Annotated in this window: 14 protein-coding genes and 1 pseudogene; 3 read left to right on the forward strand and 12 right to left on the reverse strand. The window is 67.5% G+C overall.

Annotated features, from left to right (window positions below; translation table 11 throughout):
• The 3 genes and pseudogenes from JMF86_RS09270 to mltG all read right to left on the reverse strand — a co-directional run.
• Nucleotides 1–505, reverse strand: a pseudogene (locus tag JMF86_RS09270) (DNA polymerase III subunit delta'); the annotation flags it as partial.
• Nucleotides 506–524: 19 nt separating this feature from the next.
• On the reverse strand, nt 525–1,145 hold the full coding sequence (gene tmk / locus JMF86_RS09275) for a dTMP kinase (RefSeq protein WP_011549634.1): 621 nt from the start codon (nt 1,143–1,145) through the stop codon (nt 525–527).
• On the reverse strand, nt 1,145–2,164 hold the full coding sequence (mltG, locus tag JMF86_RS09280; protein ID WP_011549633.1) for an endolytic transglycosylase MltG: 1,020 nt from the start codon (nt 2,162–2,164) through the stop codon (nt 1,145–1,147). Before mltG ends, tmk begins: the two co-directional genes overlap by 1 nt.
• Nucleotides 2,165–2,241: 77 nt before the next feature.
• On the opposite strand from mltG, the gene JMF86_RS09285 reads away from it, so the two are divergent.
• Nucleotides 2,242–3,276, forward strand: coding sequence for a folate-binding protein YgfZ (locus JMF86_RS09285; protein WP_011694302.1), 1,035 nt, complete (start codon nt 2,242–2,244; stop codon nt 3,274–3,276).
• A gap of 76 nt (nt 3,277–3,352) precedes the next feature.
• Nucleotides 3,353–4,198 carry an NRDE family protein gene (locus JMF86_RS09290; protein ID WP_006478602.1) on the forward strand — a complete coding sequence of 282 codons (846 nt, stop codon included), beginning with the start codon at nt 3,353–3,355 and terminating at the stop codon, nt 4,196–4,198.
• Nucleotides 4,199–4,214: 16 nt separating this feature from the next.
• Here the strand turns inward: JMF86_RS09290 and JMF86_RS09295 are convergent, their stop codons facing one another.
• The 5 genes from JMF86_RS09295 to JMF86_RS09315 form a co-directional block, all read right to left on the reverse strand.
• Nucleotides 4,215–4,661 carry a GNAT family N-acetyltransferase gene (locus JMF86_RS09295; protein WP_011549631.1) on the reverse strand — a complete coding sequence of 149 codons (447 nt, stop codon included), beginning with the start codon at nt 4,659–4,661 and terminating at the stop codon, nt 4,215–4,217.
• Between the two features lie 41 nt (nt 4,662–4,702).
• Nucleotides 4,703–5,662, reverse strand: coding sequence for an alpha/beta hydrolase (locus JMF86_RS09300; protein ID WP_041489545.1), 960 nt, complete (start codon nt 5,660–5,662; stop codon nt 4,703–4,705).
• A gap of 168 nt (nt 5,663–5,830) precedes the next feature.
• On the reverse strand, nt 5,831–6,310 hold the full coding sequence (locus tag JMF86_RS09305; protein WP_006483907.1) for a PaaI family thioesterase: 480 nt from the start codon (nt 6,308–6,310) through the stop codon (nt 5,831–5,833).
• The gene (locus JMF86_RS09310) at nt 6,307–6,621 is read right to left on the reverse strand and encodes a Dabb family protein (protein ID WP_012328683.1); all 315 of its coding nucleotides are present in this window, start codon (nt 6,619–6,621) and stop codon (nt 6,307–6,309) included. The genes JMF86_RS09305 and JMF86_RS09310 overlap by 4 nt, the downstream gene beginning before the upstream one ends.
• A gap of 311 nt (nt 6,622–6,932) precedes the next feature.
• Nucleotides 6,933–8,411, reverse strand: coding sequence for a sensor domain-containing diguanylate cyclase (locus JMF86_RS09315; RefSeq protein WP_011549628.1), 1,479 nt, complete (start codon nt 8,409–8,411; stop codon nt 6,933–6,935).
• Nucleotides 8,412–9,314: 903 nt separating this feature from the next.
• Here JMF86_RS09315 and JMF86_RS09320 point away from each other — a divergent pair.
• Nucleotides 9,315–11,456 (forward strand): hypothetical protein, encoded by a 2,142-nt coding sequence (locus tag JMF86_RS09320; protein ID WP_011549627.1) that lies wholly within the window; start codon nt 9,315–9,317, stop codon nt 11,454–11,456.
• 91 nt (nt 11,457–11,547) lie between these two features.
• On the opposite strand, the gene JMF86_RS09325 is transcribed toward JMF86_RS09320, so the two are convergent.
• The 4 genes from JMF86_RS09325 to JMF86_RS09340 all read right to left on the reverse strand — a co-directional run bounded on the left by JMF86_RS09325 (nt 11,548) and on the right by JMF86_RS09340 (nt 17,197).
• The gene (locus JMF86_RS09325) at nt 11,548–12,948 is read right to left on the reverse strand and encodes a sensor domain-containing diguanylate cyclase (protein ID WP_011549626.1); all 1,401 of its coding nucleotides are present in this window, start codon (nt 12,946–12,948) and stop codon (nt 11,548–11,550) included.
• A 262-nt stretch (nt 12,949–13,210) separates the two neighbouring features.
• Nucleotides 13,211–14,389, reverse strand: coding sequence for an acetyl-CoA C-acyltransferase (locus tag JMF86_RS09330; RefSeq protein WP_011549625.1), 1,179 nt, complete (start codon nt 14,387–14,389; stop codon nt 13,211–13,213).
• A 41-nt stretch (nt 14,390–14,430) separates the two neighbouring features.
• Complete coding sequence (pncA, locus tag JMF86_RS09335) at nt 14,431–15,063, reverse strand: bifunctional nicotinamidase/pyrazinamidase (RefSeq protein ID WP_023475610.1); 633 nt, start codon at nt 15,061–15,063, stop codon at nt 14,431–14,433.
• A gap of 49 nt (nt 15,064–15,112) precedes the next feature.
• Nucleotides 15,113–17,197 (reverse strand): 3-hydroxyacyl-CoA dehydrogenase NAD-binding domain-containing protein, encoded by a 2,085-nt coding sequence (locus JMF86_RS09340; RefSeq protein ID WP_011549623.1) that lies wholly within the window; start codon nt 17,195–17,197, stop codon nt 15,113–15,115.
• Between the last annotated feature and the right edge of the window lie 163 nt (nt 17,198–17,360).

Genomic DNA, 17,360 nt, shown 5'->3' on the forward strand with positions numbered 1-17,360 from the left:
ACACGAGCAGGAACACGACGCCGGCCGGCGGCTCCTCCAGCGTTTTCAGCAACGCGTTCGATGCAGCGACGTTGAGCGCCTCGGCCGGATACAGCACGACGACGCGCGCGCCGCCGCGGTGCGAACCGACCCCGCAGAAGTCGAGCAGCGCGCGCACCTGCTCGATCTTGATTTCCTTGCTCGGCGCACGGGTCTTCTTGCCGCCTTCGTCCGCGTCGGCCGGCTTCGCGTCGTCCGCCGCGCCCGGCGCCTCGCCCGCCAGCGCCTCGGGCAGCACGATCCGGTAATCGGGATGGTTGCCCTGCGAGAACCAGTTGCAGGCCGCGCAGGTGCCGCACGGCTCGCCGTTCGGCTGCGGCGATTCGCACAGGAAACCCTGCGCGAGATGCTGCGCGAACTGCAGCTTGCCGATCCCGGCCTGACCGTGCAGCAGCAGCGCATGCGGCCATTGCGCGCGCAATTGCTGCAGGCGGTTCCAGTCGTCGGTTTGCCACGGATAGATCATGTGGTGCGTTCCTTGCGGGTTACAGCGCGGCGAGCACGCGTTCGAGCTGCTGGCGGATCTCGGGAATCGATCGCGTCGCGTCGACGATCGCGAAGCGGTGCGGCGCCTCTTCCGCGCGCCGCAGGTATTCGGCCCGTGTACGCGAGAAGAACGCGTCGGACTCGCTTTCGAACTTGTCGGGCATGCGCACGGCGCCGCGGCGCTCGCTCGCGACTTGCGGCGCGACGTCGAACAGCACCGTGAGGTCGGGCTGGAACCCGCCCTGCACCCAGCGCTCGAGCGTCTCGAGCTTGTCGCGCGGCAGCCCGCGGCCGCCGCCCTGGTACGCGAACGTCGCGTCGGTGAAGCGGTCGGACACGACCCAGTCGCCGCGCGCGAGCGCCGGTTCGATCACGAGCGCGAGGTGCTCGCGCCGTGCGGCGAACATCAGCAGCGCCTCCGTTTCGAGATCCATCGGCTGGTTCAGCAGGATTTCACGCAGTTTCTCGCCGAGCTGCGTGCCGCCCGGCTCGCGGGTGACGACCACTTGCCGGCCGGCCGCCGCCAGCCGGCCCTGGAGACGTTCGCAGAACCATTGCAGGTGGGTGGTCTTCCCCGCCCCGTCGATGCCTTCGAACGTGATGAATTTACCGCTCGCCATTATTGACCTCGTATGTATTTATCCACGGCCTTGTTGTGGTCGCCGAGCGTGTCCGAGAACACGCTCGTGCCGTCGCCCTTCGCGACGAAATAGAGCGCGCTCGTCGGGGCCGGATTGATCGCCGCCTGCAGCGCGGCGACACCCGGCAACGCGATCGGCGTGGGCGGCAGCCCGCGTCGGGTGTAGGTATTGTAAGGAGTGTCGGCCTGCAGGTCGCGCTTGCGCAGCCGGCCGTCGTACGCGTCGCCGAGCCCGTAGATCACCGACGGATCGGTCTGCAGCGGCATGCCGATGCGCAGCCGGTTCGCGAACACGGCCGCGACGAACGCGCGGTCGGCCGCGTGGCCGGTTTCCTTCTCGACGATCGACGCGATCGTCAGCATTTCGTAAGGCGTCTTGTACGGCAGCCCCGGCGTGCGCGCGGCCCAGGCCTCGTCGATGCGCGTCTGCATCAGGCGGTACGCGCGCCGGTAGATGTTCAGGTCGCTCGTGCCCTTGTCGAACAGGTAGGTATCGGGGAAGAACAGCCCCTCGCCGCTGCCGCGCTGCACGGCGCCGTCCGACGCGCCGATCGCGCGCAGCAGCTCGGCGTCGCTCATGCCGGCCGTCGCGTGCGCCAGATCGGGGTTCGCGTCGAGCTCGGCGCGCATCCGCTTGAAGGTCCAGCCCTCGATGACCGTCGCGACGTACTCGTTCACGTCGCCGCGCGCGATCTTCTGCAGCACGTCGTACGGCGTGATGCCGGTCTTGAATTCGTAGTTGCCCGACTTGAGCCGGCTCGACAGCCCGAGCACGCGCGTCATCGCGACGAACGCGAACGGCTCGACCGGCACGCCGCCGCGCTTGAGCTGCAGCGCGACGCTCTTCACGCTGCTGCGCGGCTTGATCGTGACGTCGAGCGATGCCGAGCCCAGCAACAGCGGCCGGGTTGCCCAGTAATACCCGCCGCCCGCGCCGGCAGCGGCCACGACGACGGCCAGCGCCACGATCGTCGCGGCGCATTTCTTCAGTAGGGACATGGAAACGTGACTCAGGTAAGACCCATATAATACTTGCTCGCCTCCGTCAAAGTCAGGGTTGACTGTTCCCTCATTCCATGAGCACACCGTTCGCTTCACCGGCTGCCCAGGCCGCATCTGCCTCGCTCCCCGTTTTCCCCCGCCCGTCCGCCGCCGATTTCGATGCGCCGGCCGCCTGCATGCCGCTGCCGCAGTTCGGCGTGATCGACGTGGCCGGCGACGATGCCGCGACGTTCCTGCACAGCCAGCTCACCAACGACATCGAGCATCTCGATGCCGGCAGCGCCCGGCTGTCCGGGTACTGCTCGCCGAAGGGCCGCCTGCTCGCGTCGTTCCTCACGTGGCGCGCCGGCCACGATGTGCGCCTGCTCGTGTCGAAGGACGTGCAGCCGGCCGTGCAGAAGCGGCTGTCGATGTTCGTGCTGCGCGCGAAGGCGAAGCTGACGGACGCGAGCGACACGCTCGCGGTGGCCGGCTTCGCGGGCGACGTGCGCGACGCGCTGTCCGGCATCTTCGATGCGCTGCCCGACGGCGTGCACGTGAAGGTCGACGGCCCGGCCGGCGCGCTGATCCGCGTGCCCGATGCGGCTGGCCGCAAGCGCTATCTGTGGATCGGCCCGCGCGCCGAGGTCGACGCGCGCCTCGCCGCGCTGGCCGGCACGCTGCCGGTCGTGTCGCCCGCCGTGTGGGACTGGCTCGACGTTCGCGCGGGCGAGCCGCGCATCACGCAGCCGGCCGTCGAACAGTTCGTACCGCAAATGGTCAACTTCGACGTGATCGGTGCCGTTAACTTCAGGAAAGGGTGCTACCCGGGCCAGGAAGTGGTGGCGCGCAGCCAATACCGCGGCACGATCAAGCGCCGCACCGCGCTCGCGCACGTCGCGGGCGAAACCGATACCGTGCATGCCGGCGTCGAGTTGTTCCACAGCGACGACCCGGGCCAGCCGTGCGGGATGATCGTCAACGCGGCGGCCGCGCCGGCGGGCGGCGTCGACGCGCTCGTCGAGATCAAGCTCGCCGCGCTCGACGGCGGCACGGTGCACCTCGGTTCGGCCGACGGCCCGGCGCTCGCGTTCGACGCGCTGCCGTACGCGTGGCCGACCGAAGTCTGATGCACTGACAACCCGTTCGGGCGCCGGCTCGCGAGTCGCAGCCGGCGCCCGACGTTTCCTGCGAGAGATTCGCCCGATGTGTCTGATTGCCTTCGACTGGCAGCCCGATGCCGCCGCCGGTCCCGTCTTTACCCTCGTCGCGAATCGTGACGAGTTCTTTCGCCGGACCAGCGCGCCGCTCTCGTGGTGGGAGGACGTGCCGGGCGTACTGGCCGGCCGCGATCTCGAAGCGGGCGGCACGTGGCTCGGCGTCTCGCGCGACGGCCGTTTCGCCGCGCTGACCAACTACCGCGCGCCGTTCGACATCCGCGCGGGCGCACCGACCCGTGGCAAGCTGGTCTCCGACTTTCTCGGCGGCACGCCTGTCGCGCCGCTCGACTATCTCGCGCAGCTCGCCGAGCATGCGGCCGTGTACAACGGCTTCAACCTGCTCGTCGGCGACTGGCGCCGGCGGGAGCTCGCGTGGTTCTGCAACCGCGCCCCCGAGGGCGAAAGCCGTGTCGCCGCGCCCGTGGCGATCGCGCCGGGCGTGCATGCGCTGTCGAATGCACGGCTCGATACGCCCTGGCCGAAAGTGGTGCGCAAGCGCGCGGAGCTCGGCACGCTGTTGACCGACAATCCGACCCCGTCGCTCGACGAACTGATCGCGCTGCTGCGCGACCCGCACGTCGCGGACGACGATGCATTGCCGCACACGGGCATTCCGATCGAGCGCGAGCGCGCGTTGTCGGCCGCGTTCATCGAGACGCCTGAATACGGCACGCGCGGCACGACCGCGCTGCGCGTCACGATGAAGGAAGGCGTGCGGCTGACGGTGGAGGTCAAGGAGCGCAGCGACGACGACGGCTCGCACCGCACCGTCCGCCCGGGCGCGTTCGAGCGCGCGTTCACGTTCGATATCGACGCGGCGCGGCCGCGCTGAGCGCACACGTGGCGCGCTACGGCGCGCGCGTCATCTCGACGTGCGGCACGCCGGCTTCGACGAACGGTTCGCCGACCGCCGCGAAGCCGTGCCGCAGATAGAACGACACCGCCGAATCCTGCGCGTACAGCCGCACGACGGCTTCACCGCGGCGGCGCGCGGCGTCCAGCAGCGCATTGAGCACGGCCGACCCAACGCCCTGCCCGCGCATGTCGGCCAACACCGCGACGCGGCCGATCGTGCCGGACGGCAGCAGCCGCCCCGTCGCGACCGCGCGGCGCAGCCCGGTCGCCGCGTCGGTCCGGTACGCGACCGCATGCAGCGACAGCGGATCGTCGTCGTCGAGCTCCCATTCCGGCGGAATCTGCTGCTCGCGCACGAACACCGCGTCGCGGATGCGTGCAGCATCGCCGCCCAGGACCGTCCAGTCGCCCGTTTCCACCCCGCCCGCGCCATTCGTCATCGCCATCCTCCCGCGGCGTGCGCGCCTTCGGGCGCTCGCCGTCAAACCTCGTCGAATGCAGCCTTCAGTGCCGCGACCGCATCGGCATGCGCGGCCCGCACCTCCGGCACGTAGCCGCCCATCTTGAAGAATTCGTGGATCATCCCCGGATAGCAGACCAGCGTGACCGCGTTGCCGGCCACGCGCAACTTGTCCGCGTACGCGGCGCCCTCGTCGCTCAGCGGATCGTATTCGGCCGTCGCGATCCACGCCGGCGCGACGCCCGCGAACGACGGCGCATCGCGCGTGCCGTCGAGCGGCGCGAAACGCCAGTCGTCGCGATCGGCCTGATCGCGCACGTACTGCGTGAAGAACCACTGGATCGTGTCCTGCGTCAACAGGTAGCCGTTGGCGAGCCGTGCGTGCGATTCGGTGTCCTGGTAACGCGTCACGCCCGGATAGATCAGCAGTTGCAGCGCAAGACGAATGCCCGCGTCGCGCGCGAGCACCGCGCAGACCGTCGCGAGCGTGCCGCCCGCACTGTCGCCGCCGACCGCCAGCCGCGCGGCGTCGATGCCGAACGTGGCGGCTTCGCGATGCAGCCACTGCAATGCGTCGTCCGCGTCGTTCACCGCGGTCGGAAACCTGTGTTCGGGCGCGAGCCGGTAGCCGACAGACAGCACCGCGCATTGCGCATCGTGCGCGAACATCCGACACAGCGCATCATGCGTGTCGACGCTGCCGACCGTGAAGCCGCCGCCGTGGTAATAGACGAGCGCGGGCAGCGGCTCCGCCAGGCTCGGCGCGACCGGCAGATACAGCCGCGCGCCGATCGTGCGGCCGTCGCGCGTCGGCACCACGCATTCCTCCACCGAATGCATCGGCGCCGGCGCGACGTCGAGGATCGGCGCGCTCTTCTCGTATGCGGCGCGGGCCTGCTGCGGCGTCTGATGGTGATACGACGGACGTTTCGCGCGCTCGATCATGTCGAGCACCTGGGCGATCTTCGGATTCAGCGGCATCGGTATGGACGGCGCCGGCGTGGCGCCGTGAACGGACAAAGCGGACAAGCGTGACATGATGCCACGCGGGGGCCGGACCGGCGCGGCGCGCGGTGTGCCGGCATCCGGGCTGCAAAACGAAACGGCCCTGCCTCATCGAAGAGACAGGGCCGTGCATGGCGGGAGCGTTTACGCGTCGCTCGGGCCGGGCTGCGCGTCCGGCGCCGTGCGCGAGCGTTGCCGCTTGATGTCGCGGCCGACCGCGAGCCGCCGCATGTACTTGAACGTACCGAGCGCCTTCGCGACGAAATTGCCGTCGCTGTCGCGCACTTCGCCTTCGCAATAGGCCATCGTCGTCGAGCGGTGCATCACGCGCCCGTAGGCGCGCAGCTCGCCGCGGCCCGGCTGCATGAAGTTCACCTTCATCTCGACCGTGACGACGCCGACGCCGTCGTCGGTCAAACTGCGCGCCGCCATCGCGAGCGCGATATCGGCGAGCGTCATCGTCACGCCGCCGTGCGCGATGCTCCACGTGTTCATGTGGCGCTCCTCGAGCGGCAGCACGATTTCGCTCGCACCATCCTTCGCGGACACGAGCTGCACGCCGAGCAGATCGACGAACGGGCTTTCGATCGACGGGCCTTCCGTCGGGGTTGCCGCGTCGCTCATCGTGCGACGTCGACGATGTAGTCGACGCATTCGCGCGATTCGGCCACCGCGACGACGAATTTCTTCACTTCCTGGTGAACCGGATGCACCTGGTACGCGTCCAGCGCGGCCTTGTCGGTGAAATCGGAGACGAGCACGATGTCGGCGGTCGCGTCGAGGCCCGGCGTCGCCAGGCCGACGTCGATCTGCAAGGTGCCCGGCACGAGATCGCGGCAGCCTTCGAGCTTTTCCTTCAGCTTCAGCGCGTTCTGCGCACGCGTCGCGCCTTCGGCCGATTCCTTCAACTTCCACATGACGATATGTCTGATCACTTCGGTTGCTCCTGTTCGTGTTGGTTCGGCGATTGGCCTGAACCCTTGCCAGTCGGGCACCTTGCGCCCGCCTGCCGTTCGCTCTCGTTCGCTCGGAATCGCACCCGGTCGAAAAAAGCGGGCATCGTTTGAAATCTTCCGGGACGATACCCGCTTTTTCACCGTGCCACTTACCGACATCAAGATCCGACAAGCGAAGGCAGGCGACAAGCCTACCAAACTTACCGACGGCAATGGACTGTTCTTGAGGTGCGTCCGTCGGGTTCGGTCACCGCTGGCACGCGTCTGACGGCACGCACGATGCAGCCCCCTCACTCCGCCGGCTGCAACGCGGCGACCTTGTTCCGACCAGTCGCCTTCGCGTAGTACAGCGCCTCATCAGCCGCCTTGATCACGGCATCAGGCTGCCCTTCCTGATCGGGCGTCCAGCTCGCCAGGCCAATGCTCGCGGTAACACGCCCGTATTCGCTGCCAGCGTGCTCGAGGGCCAACTCGTCGATGGCCGCACGAATCCGCTCGGCGATCTGCGCCGCGCCGGTTTGCGACGTGTCGGGGAGCAACACGACGAACTCCTCCCCGCCATAACGAGCCGCCGTATCGGCCGGCCGGCGAATGTTCTCGCCGATGCACCGCGCGACCGCCGCCAACGCATCGTCCCCGGCCTGATGACCGTACGTGTCGTTGTAAGCCTTGAACCGGTCCACATCCACGAACAGCAGCGAGAAAACGGAACGCGCACGCCGGGCGCGACGCCACTCGTTGTCCAGTACCTCGCCAAAGCTGCGGCGATTGCTCAGGCCGGTGAGACCGTCCGTCCGGGCGAGCAGCACGAGTTCCGACTCGGCTCGCATACGGCGCCGCAGCTGCGAACCGAGCAGCAGCGACAGCGCGATGAACGCCACCCCGAACGTCGCGACCAGTCCGCCGATCGTGATCGCACGTTGCCGCCAGGCGGCGTAAATGTCCTGCTCGGCCTCCGCGACCATGATGATCAGCGGCAGTTTCGGCAAATGCTTGAAGTAGTAGAGGCGGCGCACGCCGTCGATCGACGAGGTTTCAGAGAAGGAGCCCTCTCGCGCGGTCTGGAAACGCCGGAACGTTGCGGCCTTGCTGAGGTCGCGGCCGATGGTATGCACATCGTACGGCTGACGCATCACCATCTTGCCGTCTTCGCCGATCAGCGAAATCGAGCCATGTTTGCCAAGCGAAAGCCCGGCGAAGAGCTGATGAAAATATTCAAGATTGACCGCAATAACGGCAATGCCGCCAAACGATCCATCGGGGTTCGAAATCCGCCGCGTAAGCGCGATACTGAGCATGCCTCCCCGCAAACGGGATACGAATGGGTCACTGACATAGAGTCCGACGTTCGGATTGTCGCGGTGGATCGTGAAGTATCGGCGATCGGCGAAATTGCCCTTGCGCGGCTCGTCATAGCCCGAATCCAGGACGATATTGCCGCCTGCATCCATCACGAGCATCGAACCGAGAAATTCCGCGGTCATCGCGTGATCGAACAGCACGGCACGGCGCAAGCTGGGCGAAGCGTCCATCACATCGCGGCGCTGCAACCCATGGATGACGGCCTGCAAAGACAGGTCGTACAACTCGAAATTGCGTTCGATGTCGCGCTCGGCGACAAGTCCGAGGTTGCGTGACGTTTCCCTTGCACGCTCCATCGCGTCGTCGCGGCTCTGCAAGAGTTGCAGCACGCATAGCGCCATGAGCGCGCACGCGATCATGGAAGCAATTGCCACGATGACGTAAGGGGCAGTCCGACGGGGGTGCATGGGTCTCCTCACTGGGAATGAGCGCCCCTCCCGCCGAGCGCAGATTGCTCATACTAAATCAGTTGGGCCGATATTCGCGCTCACTGCGATTGGAAGGGCTCCGCCGTGCGCGATTATAAATACCGAGTGCGAGAAATTGCCCGCTCGTAGCGGGCTTCGGGCGACGGATCGGCCACGAACGAGCCGCGCGAGCTTCGCGTTCTCTTCGGCAAGCGGCTTCTGCCGGCGCGGCTCCGAAGGCGACGGCCCGCCGTACTGCGTCCGCCAGCGGCCGGTTTGAGATCAGACGACGACGCCTCGCACTACGGACAGACGCAGGAACACGGATTGCTGAGAAGGTCGCCCGCGCGGTTGCGGCACATGTCGGCCCGTCACGACACCGACCGACATAACGCGGCGATTCGTTTCCTGTCCGGCATCAATCGCCGGCCCGATGGAGTATTGCCGATCGTTTTGTCACCGGATATCCGGAGTGCGTTAATTCCTAATTCGTCAAATCGCAAGTTTTACCGGCGATGCGGGTAATAATTGCGACCAATTTTCCAATTCAATACGCGAAAAACAAAACATTATTGACTTCGACTTTCCCGTAAATTTAGAATCGCCTACGACGGCTTACGTATCGTTTTCCTCGCCGCTCCGGATTCGCAGCTCACCTGCGCGAAGGCCCTTCGTATCGGCCTTCCCGTAGGAAATCGACGCTCGCCCCTGTCGTTTTCAGCGTTCGGCATTTATCAGCCATTCTGTTAATTTGCCAACCTATTTTCCTTTCGAAGAAGCGCAACACCCCGATTCATTTCGATTATTCGGCAGAGTGAATACAAAGCGAGACCAAACGGACAAAAGATCCGCCGCTTAGAACATCCAGATAAAAAATCGCCAGTCATCAGGAGGGACATCAACATGCATCGCCTTGCGAAGTCGCTGTGTCTCGGGCTCGTCTGCGCCGGCCTGCTGTCGGCCTGCAACGACGACGACGTCAAGTCCACCACCCCGCCATCGAACACCGCCGCGTTGTCGTTCCGCATGGACACCGGCGGCCAGATCAACGCGTTCTACCGGCAGGACAAGGTCGCCGCGCACCTGCTGGTGCGCTCGTCGACGAAGCCGCGCCTGCTGGTGGTGTTCCCCGCCGGCAACAGCGGCACCGGGCTGTGGTTCGACGACACCGCGCAGCCGGTGAACTGGACCCTCGACACGCCGCCGTCGGCGCTGTCGGCGCCGGACACGCACGGCCGCCCGCTGTACGGCATCGGCGCCGACGTGTCGGTCGACACCGGTACGCTGACGATCCGGCAGGGCGTGCTCAGCAACGTGCGCTTCCTGCGCGACTTCAACGGCGGCGCGACGATCCCGCAGCAGATCCTCACCGCGCCGACGGTCCAGGGCAGCACCGCACAATGGCAACGCGACCGGCTCGACGGCGCGCCCGGCTATGCGCTGCGCATCACGCTGCGCGACGGCGGCAGCATCGCGCCGGCAGCGGGCGGCAAGCTCGTGCTCAACGCACCCGCGGGTTCGCACACGCTGAAGCTGCACATCGATGCGCTATCGGGCGAGACGCCGCTGTCGCCGATCACGCACGCCGACCTGTTCGCACCGTCGGTAAATCCCGACCCGGTCAGCCAGAACGTGCTCGAATTCCTGAGCTTCAACGACAAGCTGCTGGCCGGCTCGTGGCAGTACGACACGTACTTCGGCCGCGACACGCTGATCTCGGTCCGCATGCTGATGCCCGTGCTCGAACCCGCGGCGATCGAGGCCGGCCTGTCGTCGGTGCTGAGCCGCCTGTCGGCCGACGGCAAGGTCGCGCACGAGGAAGGCATCGGCGAATTCGCGCTGGTCGACAACCAGAAGAACGGGCGGCCGAACGATGCGACACCGACCTACGACTACAAGATGATCGACAGCGACTACCTGCTCGCACCGATCGCGGCCGCGTGGCTGATCGACGATGCGCGCGGCCAGGCCCGCGCCGCCGCGTATCTGGCGCAGCGCGGCAGCGACGGGCAGACCAACGGCAGCCGCCTCGTCGTCAATCTGCTGCACGTCGCGACGACCGCGCAACCGTTCGCGCAGCAGCCGTCGGTCGCGAACCTGATCCACCTGCGGCCCGGCGAAATCGTCGGCAACTGGCGCGACAGCACCGACGGTCTCGGCGGCGGCGTGTACCCGTACGACGTGAACGCGGTGCTCGTGCCGGCCGCGCTGCGCGCGGCGAACGCGTTCCTCGCCCGCGGCCTGCTCGATCCGTACCTCGATGCCCAGCAACGCGCGACGCTCGCCAACACGGCGAACCAGGCGGTCACGTGGGAAACGCAGGCGCCGCCGCTGTTCCAGGTCAGCGTGCCGGCCGCGCAGGCGGCCACCGACGTGTCGGCCTATGCGCCGTCCGCTGGCGTGCCGGCCGGCGCCGCGCCCAACGCACCGCTGGCCTTCTACGCGCTGTCGCTCGACCAGCAGGGCAACCCGATTCCGGTGATGAATTCGGACGGCGGTTTCGCGCTGCTGTTCGGTACGCCGCCGGACGATCAGCTCCAGCGGATCGTCAGTGACGTCACGCGGCCGTTCCCGACCGGGCTCGTGACGGATGTCGGGATGCTGATCGCGAACCCCGCGTATGCGAGCTCGTCGCTGTGGCCGAAGTTCACGAGCTCCGCGTATCACGGCACGGTGATCTGGTCGTGGCAGCAGGCGATGTGGGTGGCCGGGCTCGATCGCCAGCTGGCGCGCCAGGACCTGTCGGCTACGACACGCACGCTGCTCACGCAGGCGCGGCAGACGATCTGGCAGGTGATCTCGAACGGGCGCGACATGCGCACGTCGGAAATGTGGACGTGGTCCTACGTGAACGGCAAGTACCAGACCGACGCATTCGGCACGCGCAGTGCGGATGCGACCGAAGCCAACGCGGCGCAGCTCTGGAGTACGACGTATCTCGCGATCCGCGATCCGCAGCAGCGTGCGGGCAAGTACTGGTGGCAGGCGTCGCAGTCGATGCAGGACGACCAGTCGAAGCAGGCGACGGCGGTAGCGTCGCGCTAGCGCGTCGCCGCGCGTGAGCAGGCCGACACCGACACCGGCCCGCAAAAGCCCGGCGGCACTCCCGCCGCCGGGGCTTTCGGTGCAGATCCGGTTAGCGCGACACCACGCGGTTGCGCCCTTCCCGCTTCGCCTGATACAGCCGCTCGTCGACCACCCGCAGCAGCGCATCGACCGTGCTGCCGTCGACGCCGTATTGCGCGACGCCGACGCTGACCGTCACCTGCACGCGCTTGAAGTCGAGCCCGAACGGCGAACTCGAAATCGACGAACGCACGCGCTCGGCGGTCATCCGCGCGCCTTCGAGCGGCATCTCCGGCAAGAGCGCCATGAACTCCTCGCCGCCGACCCGCGCGAGCGCGCCCGCCGGCCGAATTGCCTCGAGGCACTGGCGCACGACGCCGCGCAGCACCTCGTCGCCGATCTGGTGCCCGTATGCATCGTTGATGTTCTTGAAATTGTCGAGATCGAGCGCGAGCAGGCAGAACGGCGTGCCGTCTCGCTCGGCCCGCACGATCTCACGCTCGACCTGCGCGATGAACTGCCGGCGGTTCGACGCGCCCGTCATCGGGTCGGTCGCGGCCATGTATTCGAGCTTCTGGTTCGTGCGCCGCAGTTCCTGCAGCGCGCTCTCGGTACGCGCCATCGATTCCGACAGCCGGCTCATCAGGTCTTCCTGGCTGTAGATCGCCGAGAACGAGCGTGTCGTCTGCAGCGCCTGCACGACGCCGTAACTGAGCAGGAAGAATCCGCCCGCGAAGATCGCATGCGCGAGCCACCACATGTGATTCCACGGCTTGCCGAGGATGAACGCGAGCGACGATAGCGCGAACGCCATGATCGACACGCCGTAGATCACCATCAGCGGCGAGCGGATGCGCCGCGCGAGCAGCAGGCACACGTTCAGCAGCGAGAACACCAGCGCGCCGCCTTCCATCGACAGCCGCGTGCCCAGCGCGCCCGCGACCGGCGAATAGGCGATGTACGCAACCGCCACGTTGACGATCAGGAAGAACACGATCCACGGCAACCACGTCCGCATGCTCGTGCGCTTGTCGAGCCGGTCCGGCGGACGCGAATACGACAGCAGGCCCGTGAGCAGCAGCGCCGACATCACGAACCGCGACGCGGGCCCGTACAGCAGGAACAGCCAGATATTGTGGTGCGCCATCCCGGTGAACGCCCCGTGCAGCGCATAGATCATCGCGAAGCCGAGAAAACCGAGCGTCAGCCAGCGCAGCAGCGGCTCGCCTGACGACCGGTAGCACACCCACGTCACGTAGGTGACGAACGCGCCTTCGAGTGTCGCCGCCGCGATCGCGATTTCATGGAAAGCGTGGTTCTCGAACACGACGCCCCGGTCGCTGAAGAACCACAGATAGGCAATCAGATAGGCGGGCAGCAACGCGAATCCGACCAGCAGGCATTTCGCGTAGAGCCTCGCGGCCGCGCTGACGACGCGCGGCGGTTCCCCGGCTGCATAGGTCGTACTCATTCGGTCCCCGGTCGGTCTGCTGCGTTGGTTCGAATCGTCTCGGCACGGATCACGCGACGCGCGATCTGGCCCATCGTGCCGAAAGGCAAATGTCAGAGCAAGTATAGGTGGGGCAATTCGTTTGACAAGTCCGGGGAAACGGCATTGCCGGGTGCATGCCTTGTGCTTCCCGTTGGTTGCGAATGGCGCGCGCGCCGCGCCGATTCACTGCGGCGGCGGGCGGTAACGCCGAAGCGCCACCGCGGCCGCCGCCGGTCAAAGATCAGAGGATTTCGAACAGGCCGGCCGCGCCCTGCCCGCCGCCGATGCACATCGTGACGACCGCGTACTTCACGCCGCGCCGCTTGCCCTCGATCAGCGCATGGCCCGTCAGGCGCGCGCCCGACACGCCATACGGATGGCCGACCGCGATCGCGCCGCCGTTGACGTTCAGGCGGTCCTCAGGGATCCCGAGCGTGTCGCGGCAGTACAGCACCTGCACCGCGAACGCCTCGTTCAGCTCCCACAGCCCGATGTCGTCGACCGTCAGCCCGGCCTGCTTCAGCAGCTTGGGTACCGCGAACACCGGGCCGATGCCCATTTCGTCCGGTTCGCAGCCGGCCACCGCGAAGCCGCGGAACGCGCCCAGCGGCTGCAACCCTTCGCGCTGCGCGGCGTCGGCGCTCATCACGACGCATGCCGATGCGCCGTCCGAGAACTGGCTCGCATTGCCCGCGGTGATCACGCCGCCCGGCACCGCCGAACGGATCTTCGACACGCCTTCGAGCGTCGTGTCGGGGCGGATGCCTTCGTCGGCCGAGACCGTCACTTCCTGCGTGAACAGGCGGCCCGTCGCCTTGTCGGCGATGCCCGCGAGCACGGTGATCGGCACGATCTCGTCGCGAAAACGCCCGGCTTCCTGCGCGGCCGCGGCGCGCAGTTGCGACTGCACGCCGTAGGCATCCTGCCGCTCCTTCGAGATCCCGTAGCGCTTCGCGACGTTTTCCGCGGTCTGCAGCATGTTCCAGTAGATCTCGGGCTTGTGCTGGACGAGCCAGCCTTCCTGGACCATGTGCCGGTTCATCTCGTTCTGCACGCACGAGATCGACTCGACGCCGCCGGCCACATAGACCTCGCCTTCGCCCGCGATGATCCGCTGCGCGGCCAGCGCGATGGTCTGCAGCCCCGACGAACAGAAACGGTTCACCGTCATCCCCGGCACGCTGACCGGCAAGCCGGCGCGCAGCGCGATCTGCCGCGCGATGTTCGCGCCCGTCGCGCCTTCGGGGTTCGCGCAGCCCATGATCACGTCCTCGACGCGCGCCGGGTCGAGCTTCGCGCGTTCGAGCGCGGCCGCGACCACGTGGCCGCCGAGCGTCGCGCCGTGCGTCATGTTGAAGGCACCGCGCCAGGATTTCGCCAGCGGCGTGCGTGCGGTCGATACGATTACGGCTTCGGTCATGCGAGTCTCCTTCGGTCCTGCTGATTCGGATGGGAAATGCGCTACGCCGCCGGGCGCGCGCCCGCGGACGTCGCATGCACGACGCCCGCTGCCTGCATCTGCTGCCATGCGTGCGCGAGCGACCCGTTCAGGTCGATCGCACGGCACGCATCGTTGATCACCGCGGCTTCGAAACCGGCCGCGCGCGCATCGAGCGCCGACCACGCGACGCAATAGTCGGTCGCGAGCCCGCAGCACCACACGCGCTTCGCCCCGAGTTCGCGCAGATAGCCCGCGAGCCCCGTGCGTGTCGTGCGGTCGGCTTCGACGAACGCGGAATAGCTGTCGACCTGCGCGTCGCCGCCCTTGCGGATCACGAGCCGCGCGTGCGGGATGTCGAGGTCGCGATGCAGCGCCGCGCCGTCGGTGTCCTGCACGCAGTGCACGGGCCACAGCACCTGCTCGCCGTACGGCAGCGCGAGCGTCGAGAACGGCTCGCGGCCCGGATGGTTCGCCGCGAACGACACGTGCTCGCGCGGGTGCCAGTCCTGCGTGAGCACGACCTGGTCGAAGCGTTGCGCGAGCGCGTTGATCACCGGCACGACCGCATCGCCGTCGGGCACCGCGAGCGCGCCGCCCGGCATGAAGTCGTATTGCACGTCGATCACGAGCAGGACGTCGTCGGTGCGTTTCATTGCGTGTCTCCAGACAGGATCGGTCGCGCCGCGATGCGATGCGGCGGCGTCAGCCGTTGAACCCGCGGCCGGCCTTCGCCAGTTCCGCGATCGACGGCGCGAGCTGCCACGCGTCGCCGTTCGGTGCGGCCGCATAGCGGCGGATCGCGCGCTCGACGTTATAGAGGCCGACCGTATCCGCGTACAGCATCGGCCCGCCGCGCCACAGCGGGAAGCCATAGCCGGTCAGGTAGACCATGTCGATGTCGGACGCCTTCGACGCGATCTTCTCCTCGAGGATCTTCGCGCCTTCGTTGACGAGCGCGAACACCAGCCGCTCGACGATCTCGTCGTCGCCGATCTTGCGCCGCTCGACGCCGCGCTCCTTCGAATACGCGACGACCATCTCGTCGACGAGCGACGACGGCTTCGCCTTGCGGTCGCCCGGCACGTAGTCGTACCAGCCGGCGCCCGTCTTCTGGCCGAAGCGGCCCTGTTCGCACAGGCGATCGGCGATCTTCGAATACTGCAGATCGGGCTGCTCGACGTAGCGCCGCTTGCGGATCGCCCAGCCGATGTCGTTGCCGGCGAGGTCGCTCATCCGGAACGGCCCCATCGCGAAGCCGAACTTCTCGATCGCGCGATCGACCTGCGCGGGCAGCGCGCCTTCCTCGAGCATGAACAGCGCCTGGCGGATGTACTGCTCGATCATCCGGTTGCCGATGAAGCCGTCGCACACGCCCGACACCACCGCCGTCTTGCGGATCTTCTTCGCCACCGCCATCACGGTCGCGAGCACGTCCTTCGCGGTCTGCGCGCCGCGCACGACCTCGAGCAGCTTCATCACGTTCGCGGGGCTGAAGAAGTGCATGCCAACCACGTCCTGCGGGCGCTTCGTGAACGCCGCGATCTTGTCGACGTCGAGCGTGGACGTGTTCGACGCGAGAATCGCGCCCGGCTTCGCGACTTCGTCGAGCTTCCTGAACACCTGCTCCTTCACGCCAAGTTCCTCGAACACGGCCTCGACGATCAGGTCGGCCTCCTTCAGGTCGTCGTAGGACAGCGTCGGCGTGATCAGCGCCAGGCGCGCATCGAGCTTCTCCTGCGTGAGCTTGCCCTTCTTCACCTGCGCGTCGTAGTTCTTGCGGATCGTCGCGAGACCGCGCTCGAGCGCGTCCTGCTTCGTCTCGAGCAGCGTGACGGGCAGTCCCGCGTTGATGAAGTTCATCGCGATCCCGCCGCCCATCGTGCCCGCGCCGATCACGCCGACCCGGCGGATCTCGCGCAGCGGCGTATCGGCCGGCACGTCGGGAATCTTGCTTGCCGCCCGCTCGCCGAAGAATGCGTGGCGCAGCGCGCGGCTTTCCGGCGTCATCATCAGCGCGACGAAACCCTCGCGCTCGGCGACGCTGCCCTTGTCGAAACCGTTCAGCACGCCGGCCTCGATCGCGTCGATGCACTTGTGCAGCGCGGGGTAATTCGGCGCGGCGGCCCGCGCGGAATTGCGCGCGAACTGGATGAAGCCCGCCGCGTTCTCGTGGACGATCTTGCGATCGCGCACGCGCGGATGCGGCCCCTTCTGCGCGCCGACCTTGCGGGCGAACGCGACGGCCGCGTCGAGCAGGTCGCCGTCGGCCATTTCGTCGAACAGCCCGCTCTTCGCGAGCTGCTCCGACGGTACCGGCGCGCCCGACACGATCATGTTCAGCGCGGTTTCGAGCCCGACCGCGCGCGGCAGGCGCTGCGTGCCGCCCGCGCCCGGCAGCAGCCCGAGCTTCACCTCGGGCAGCGCGACCTGCGCGCCGGGCGCCGCGACGCGGTAATGCGCGCCGAGCGCGAGCTCGAGGCCGCCGCCCATCACGACGCTGTGCAGCGCCGCGACGACCGGCTTCGCGCTCGCCTCCACCGCGCGGATCACGGTGTGCAGCGTCGGCTCCTGCAGCGCCTTCGGCGTATTGAATTCGGTGATGTCGGCACCGCCCGAGAACGCGCGGCCCGCGCCGGTCAGCACGATGGCCGTGACCGACGGGTCCCGCGCGGCGCGATCGAGCGCGTCCATGACGCCCTGGCGGGTCGACAGGCCGAGCCCGTTGACGGGCGGATTGTTGAGCGTGATGACGGCCACGCCGTCGCGAGTCGAGTAATCCACTGCCATCTGCCTGCCTCCATGCATCGCGCGCCGGATTGGCTGCGCTTTCATTGTGCGCGGTCGAACGGCCGCATGTCCGGATGAACGGAGGCAGCATACAACGAAAAAGCACGGTCGTTCAATTTGAATTTTGCTCCCGATCCGGGGACGGATCGGGCGACCGGCATCG

Source organism: Burkholderia sp. E168m15, from assembly GCF_016586105.1.
GTDB classification, from domain to species: domain Bacteria; phylum Pseudomonadota; class Gammaproteobacteria; order Burkholderiales; family Burkholderiaceae; genus Burkholderia; species Burkholderia orbicola.

What these genes read in the sequence shown, in the direction of transcription:
- tmk (WP_011549634.1), bottom strand. Translation starts at nt 1,145, where the DNA reads ATGGCGAGCGGTAAATTCATCACGTTCGAAGGCATCGACGGGGCGGGG.
- mltG (WP_011549633.1), bottom strand. Translation starts at nt 2,164, where the DNA reads ATGTCCCTACTGAAGAAATGCGCCGCGACGATCGTGGCGCTGGCCGTC.
- JMF86_RS09285 (WP_011694302.1), top strand. Translation starts at nt 2,242, where the DNA reads ATGAGCACACCGTTCGCTTCACCGGCTGCCCAGGCCGCATCTGCCTCG.
- JMF86_RS09290 (WP_006478602.1), top strand. Translation starts at nt 3,353, where the DNA reads ATGTGTCTGATTGCCTTCGACTGGCAGCCCGATGCCGCCGCCGGTCCC.
- JMF86_RS09295 (WP_011549631.1), bottom strand. Translation starts at nt 4,661, where the DNA reads ATGACGAATGGCGCGGGCGGGGTGGAAACGGGCGACTGGACGGTCCTG.
- JMF86_RS09300 (WP_041489545.1), bottom strand. Translation starts at nt 5,662, where the DNA reads ATGCCGCTGAATCCGAAGATCGCCCAGGTGCTCGACATGATCGAGCGC.
- JMF86_RS09305 (WP_006483907.1), bottom strand. Translation starts at nt 6,310, where the DNA reads ATGAGCGACGCGGCAACCCCGACGGAAGGCCCGTCGATCGAAAGCCCG.
- JMF86_RS09315 (WP_011549628.1), bottom strand. Translation starts at nt 8,411, where the DNA reads ATGCACCCCCGTCGGACTGCCCCTTACGTCATCGTGGCAATTGCTTCC.
- JMF86_RS09320 (WP_011549627.1), top strand. Translation starts at nt 9,315, where the DNA reads ATGCATCGCCTTGCGAAGTCGCTGTGTCTCGGGCTCGTCTGCGCCGGC.
- JMF86_RS09325 (WP_011549626.1), bottom strand. Translation starts at nt 12,948, where the DNA reads ATGAGTACGACCTATGCAGCCGGGGAACCGCCGCGCGTCGTCAGCGCG.
- JMF86_RS09330 (WP_011549625.1), bottom strand. Translation starts at nt 14,389, where the DNA reads ATGACCGAAGCCGTAATCGTATCGACCGCACGCACGCCGCTGGCGAAA.
- pncA (WP_023475610.1), bottom strand. Translation starts at nt 15,063, where the DNA reads ATGAAACGCACCGACGACGTCCTGCTCGTGATCGACGTGCAATACGAC.
- JMF86_RS09340 (WP_011549623.1), bottom strand. Translation starts at nt 17,197, where the DNA reads ATGGCAGTGGATTACTCGACTCGCGACGGCGTGGCCGTCATCACGCTC.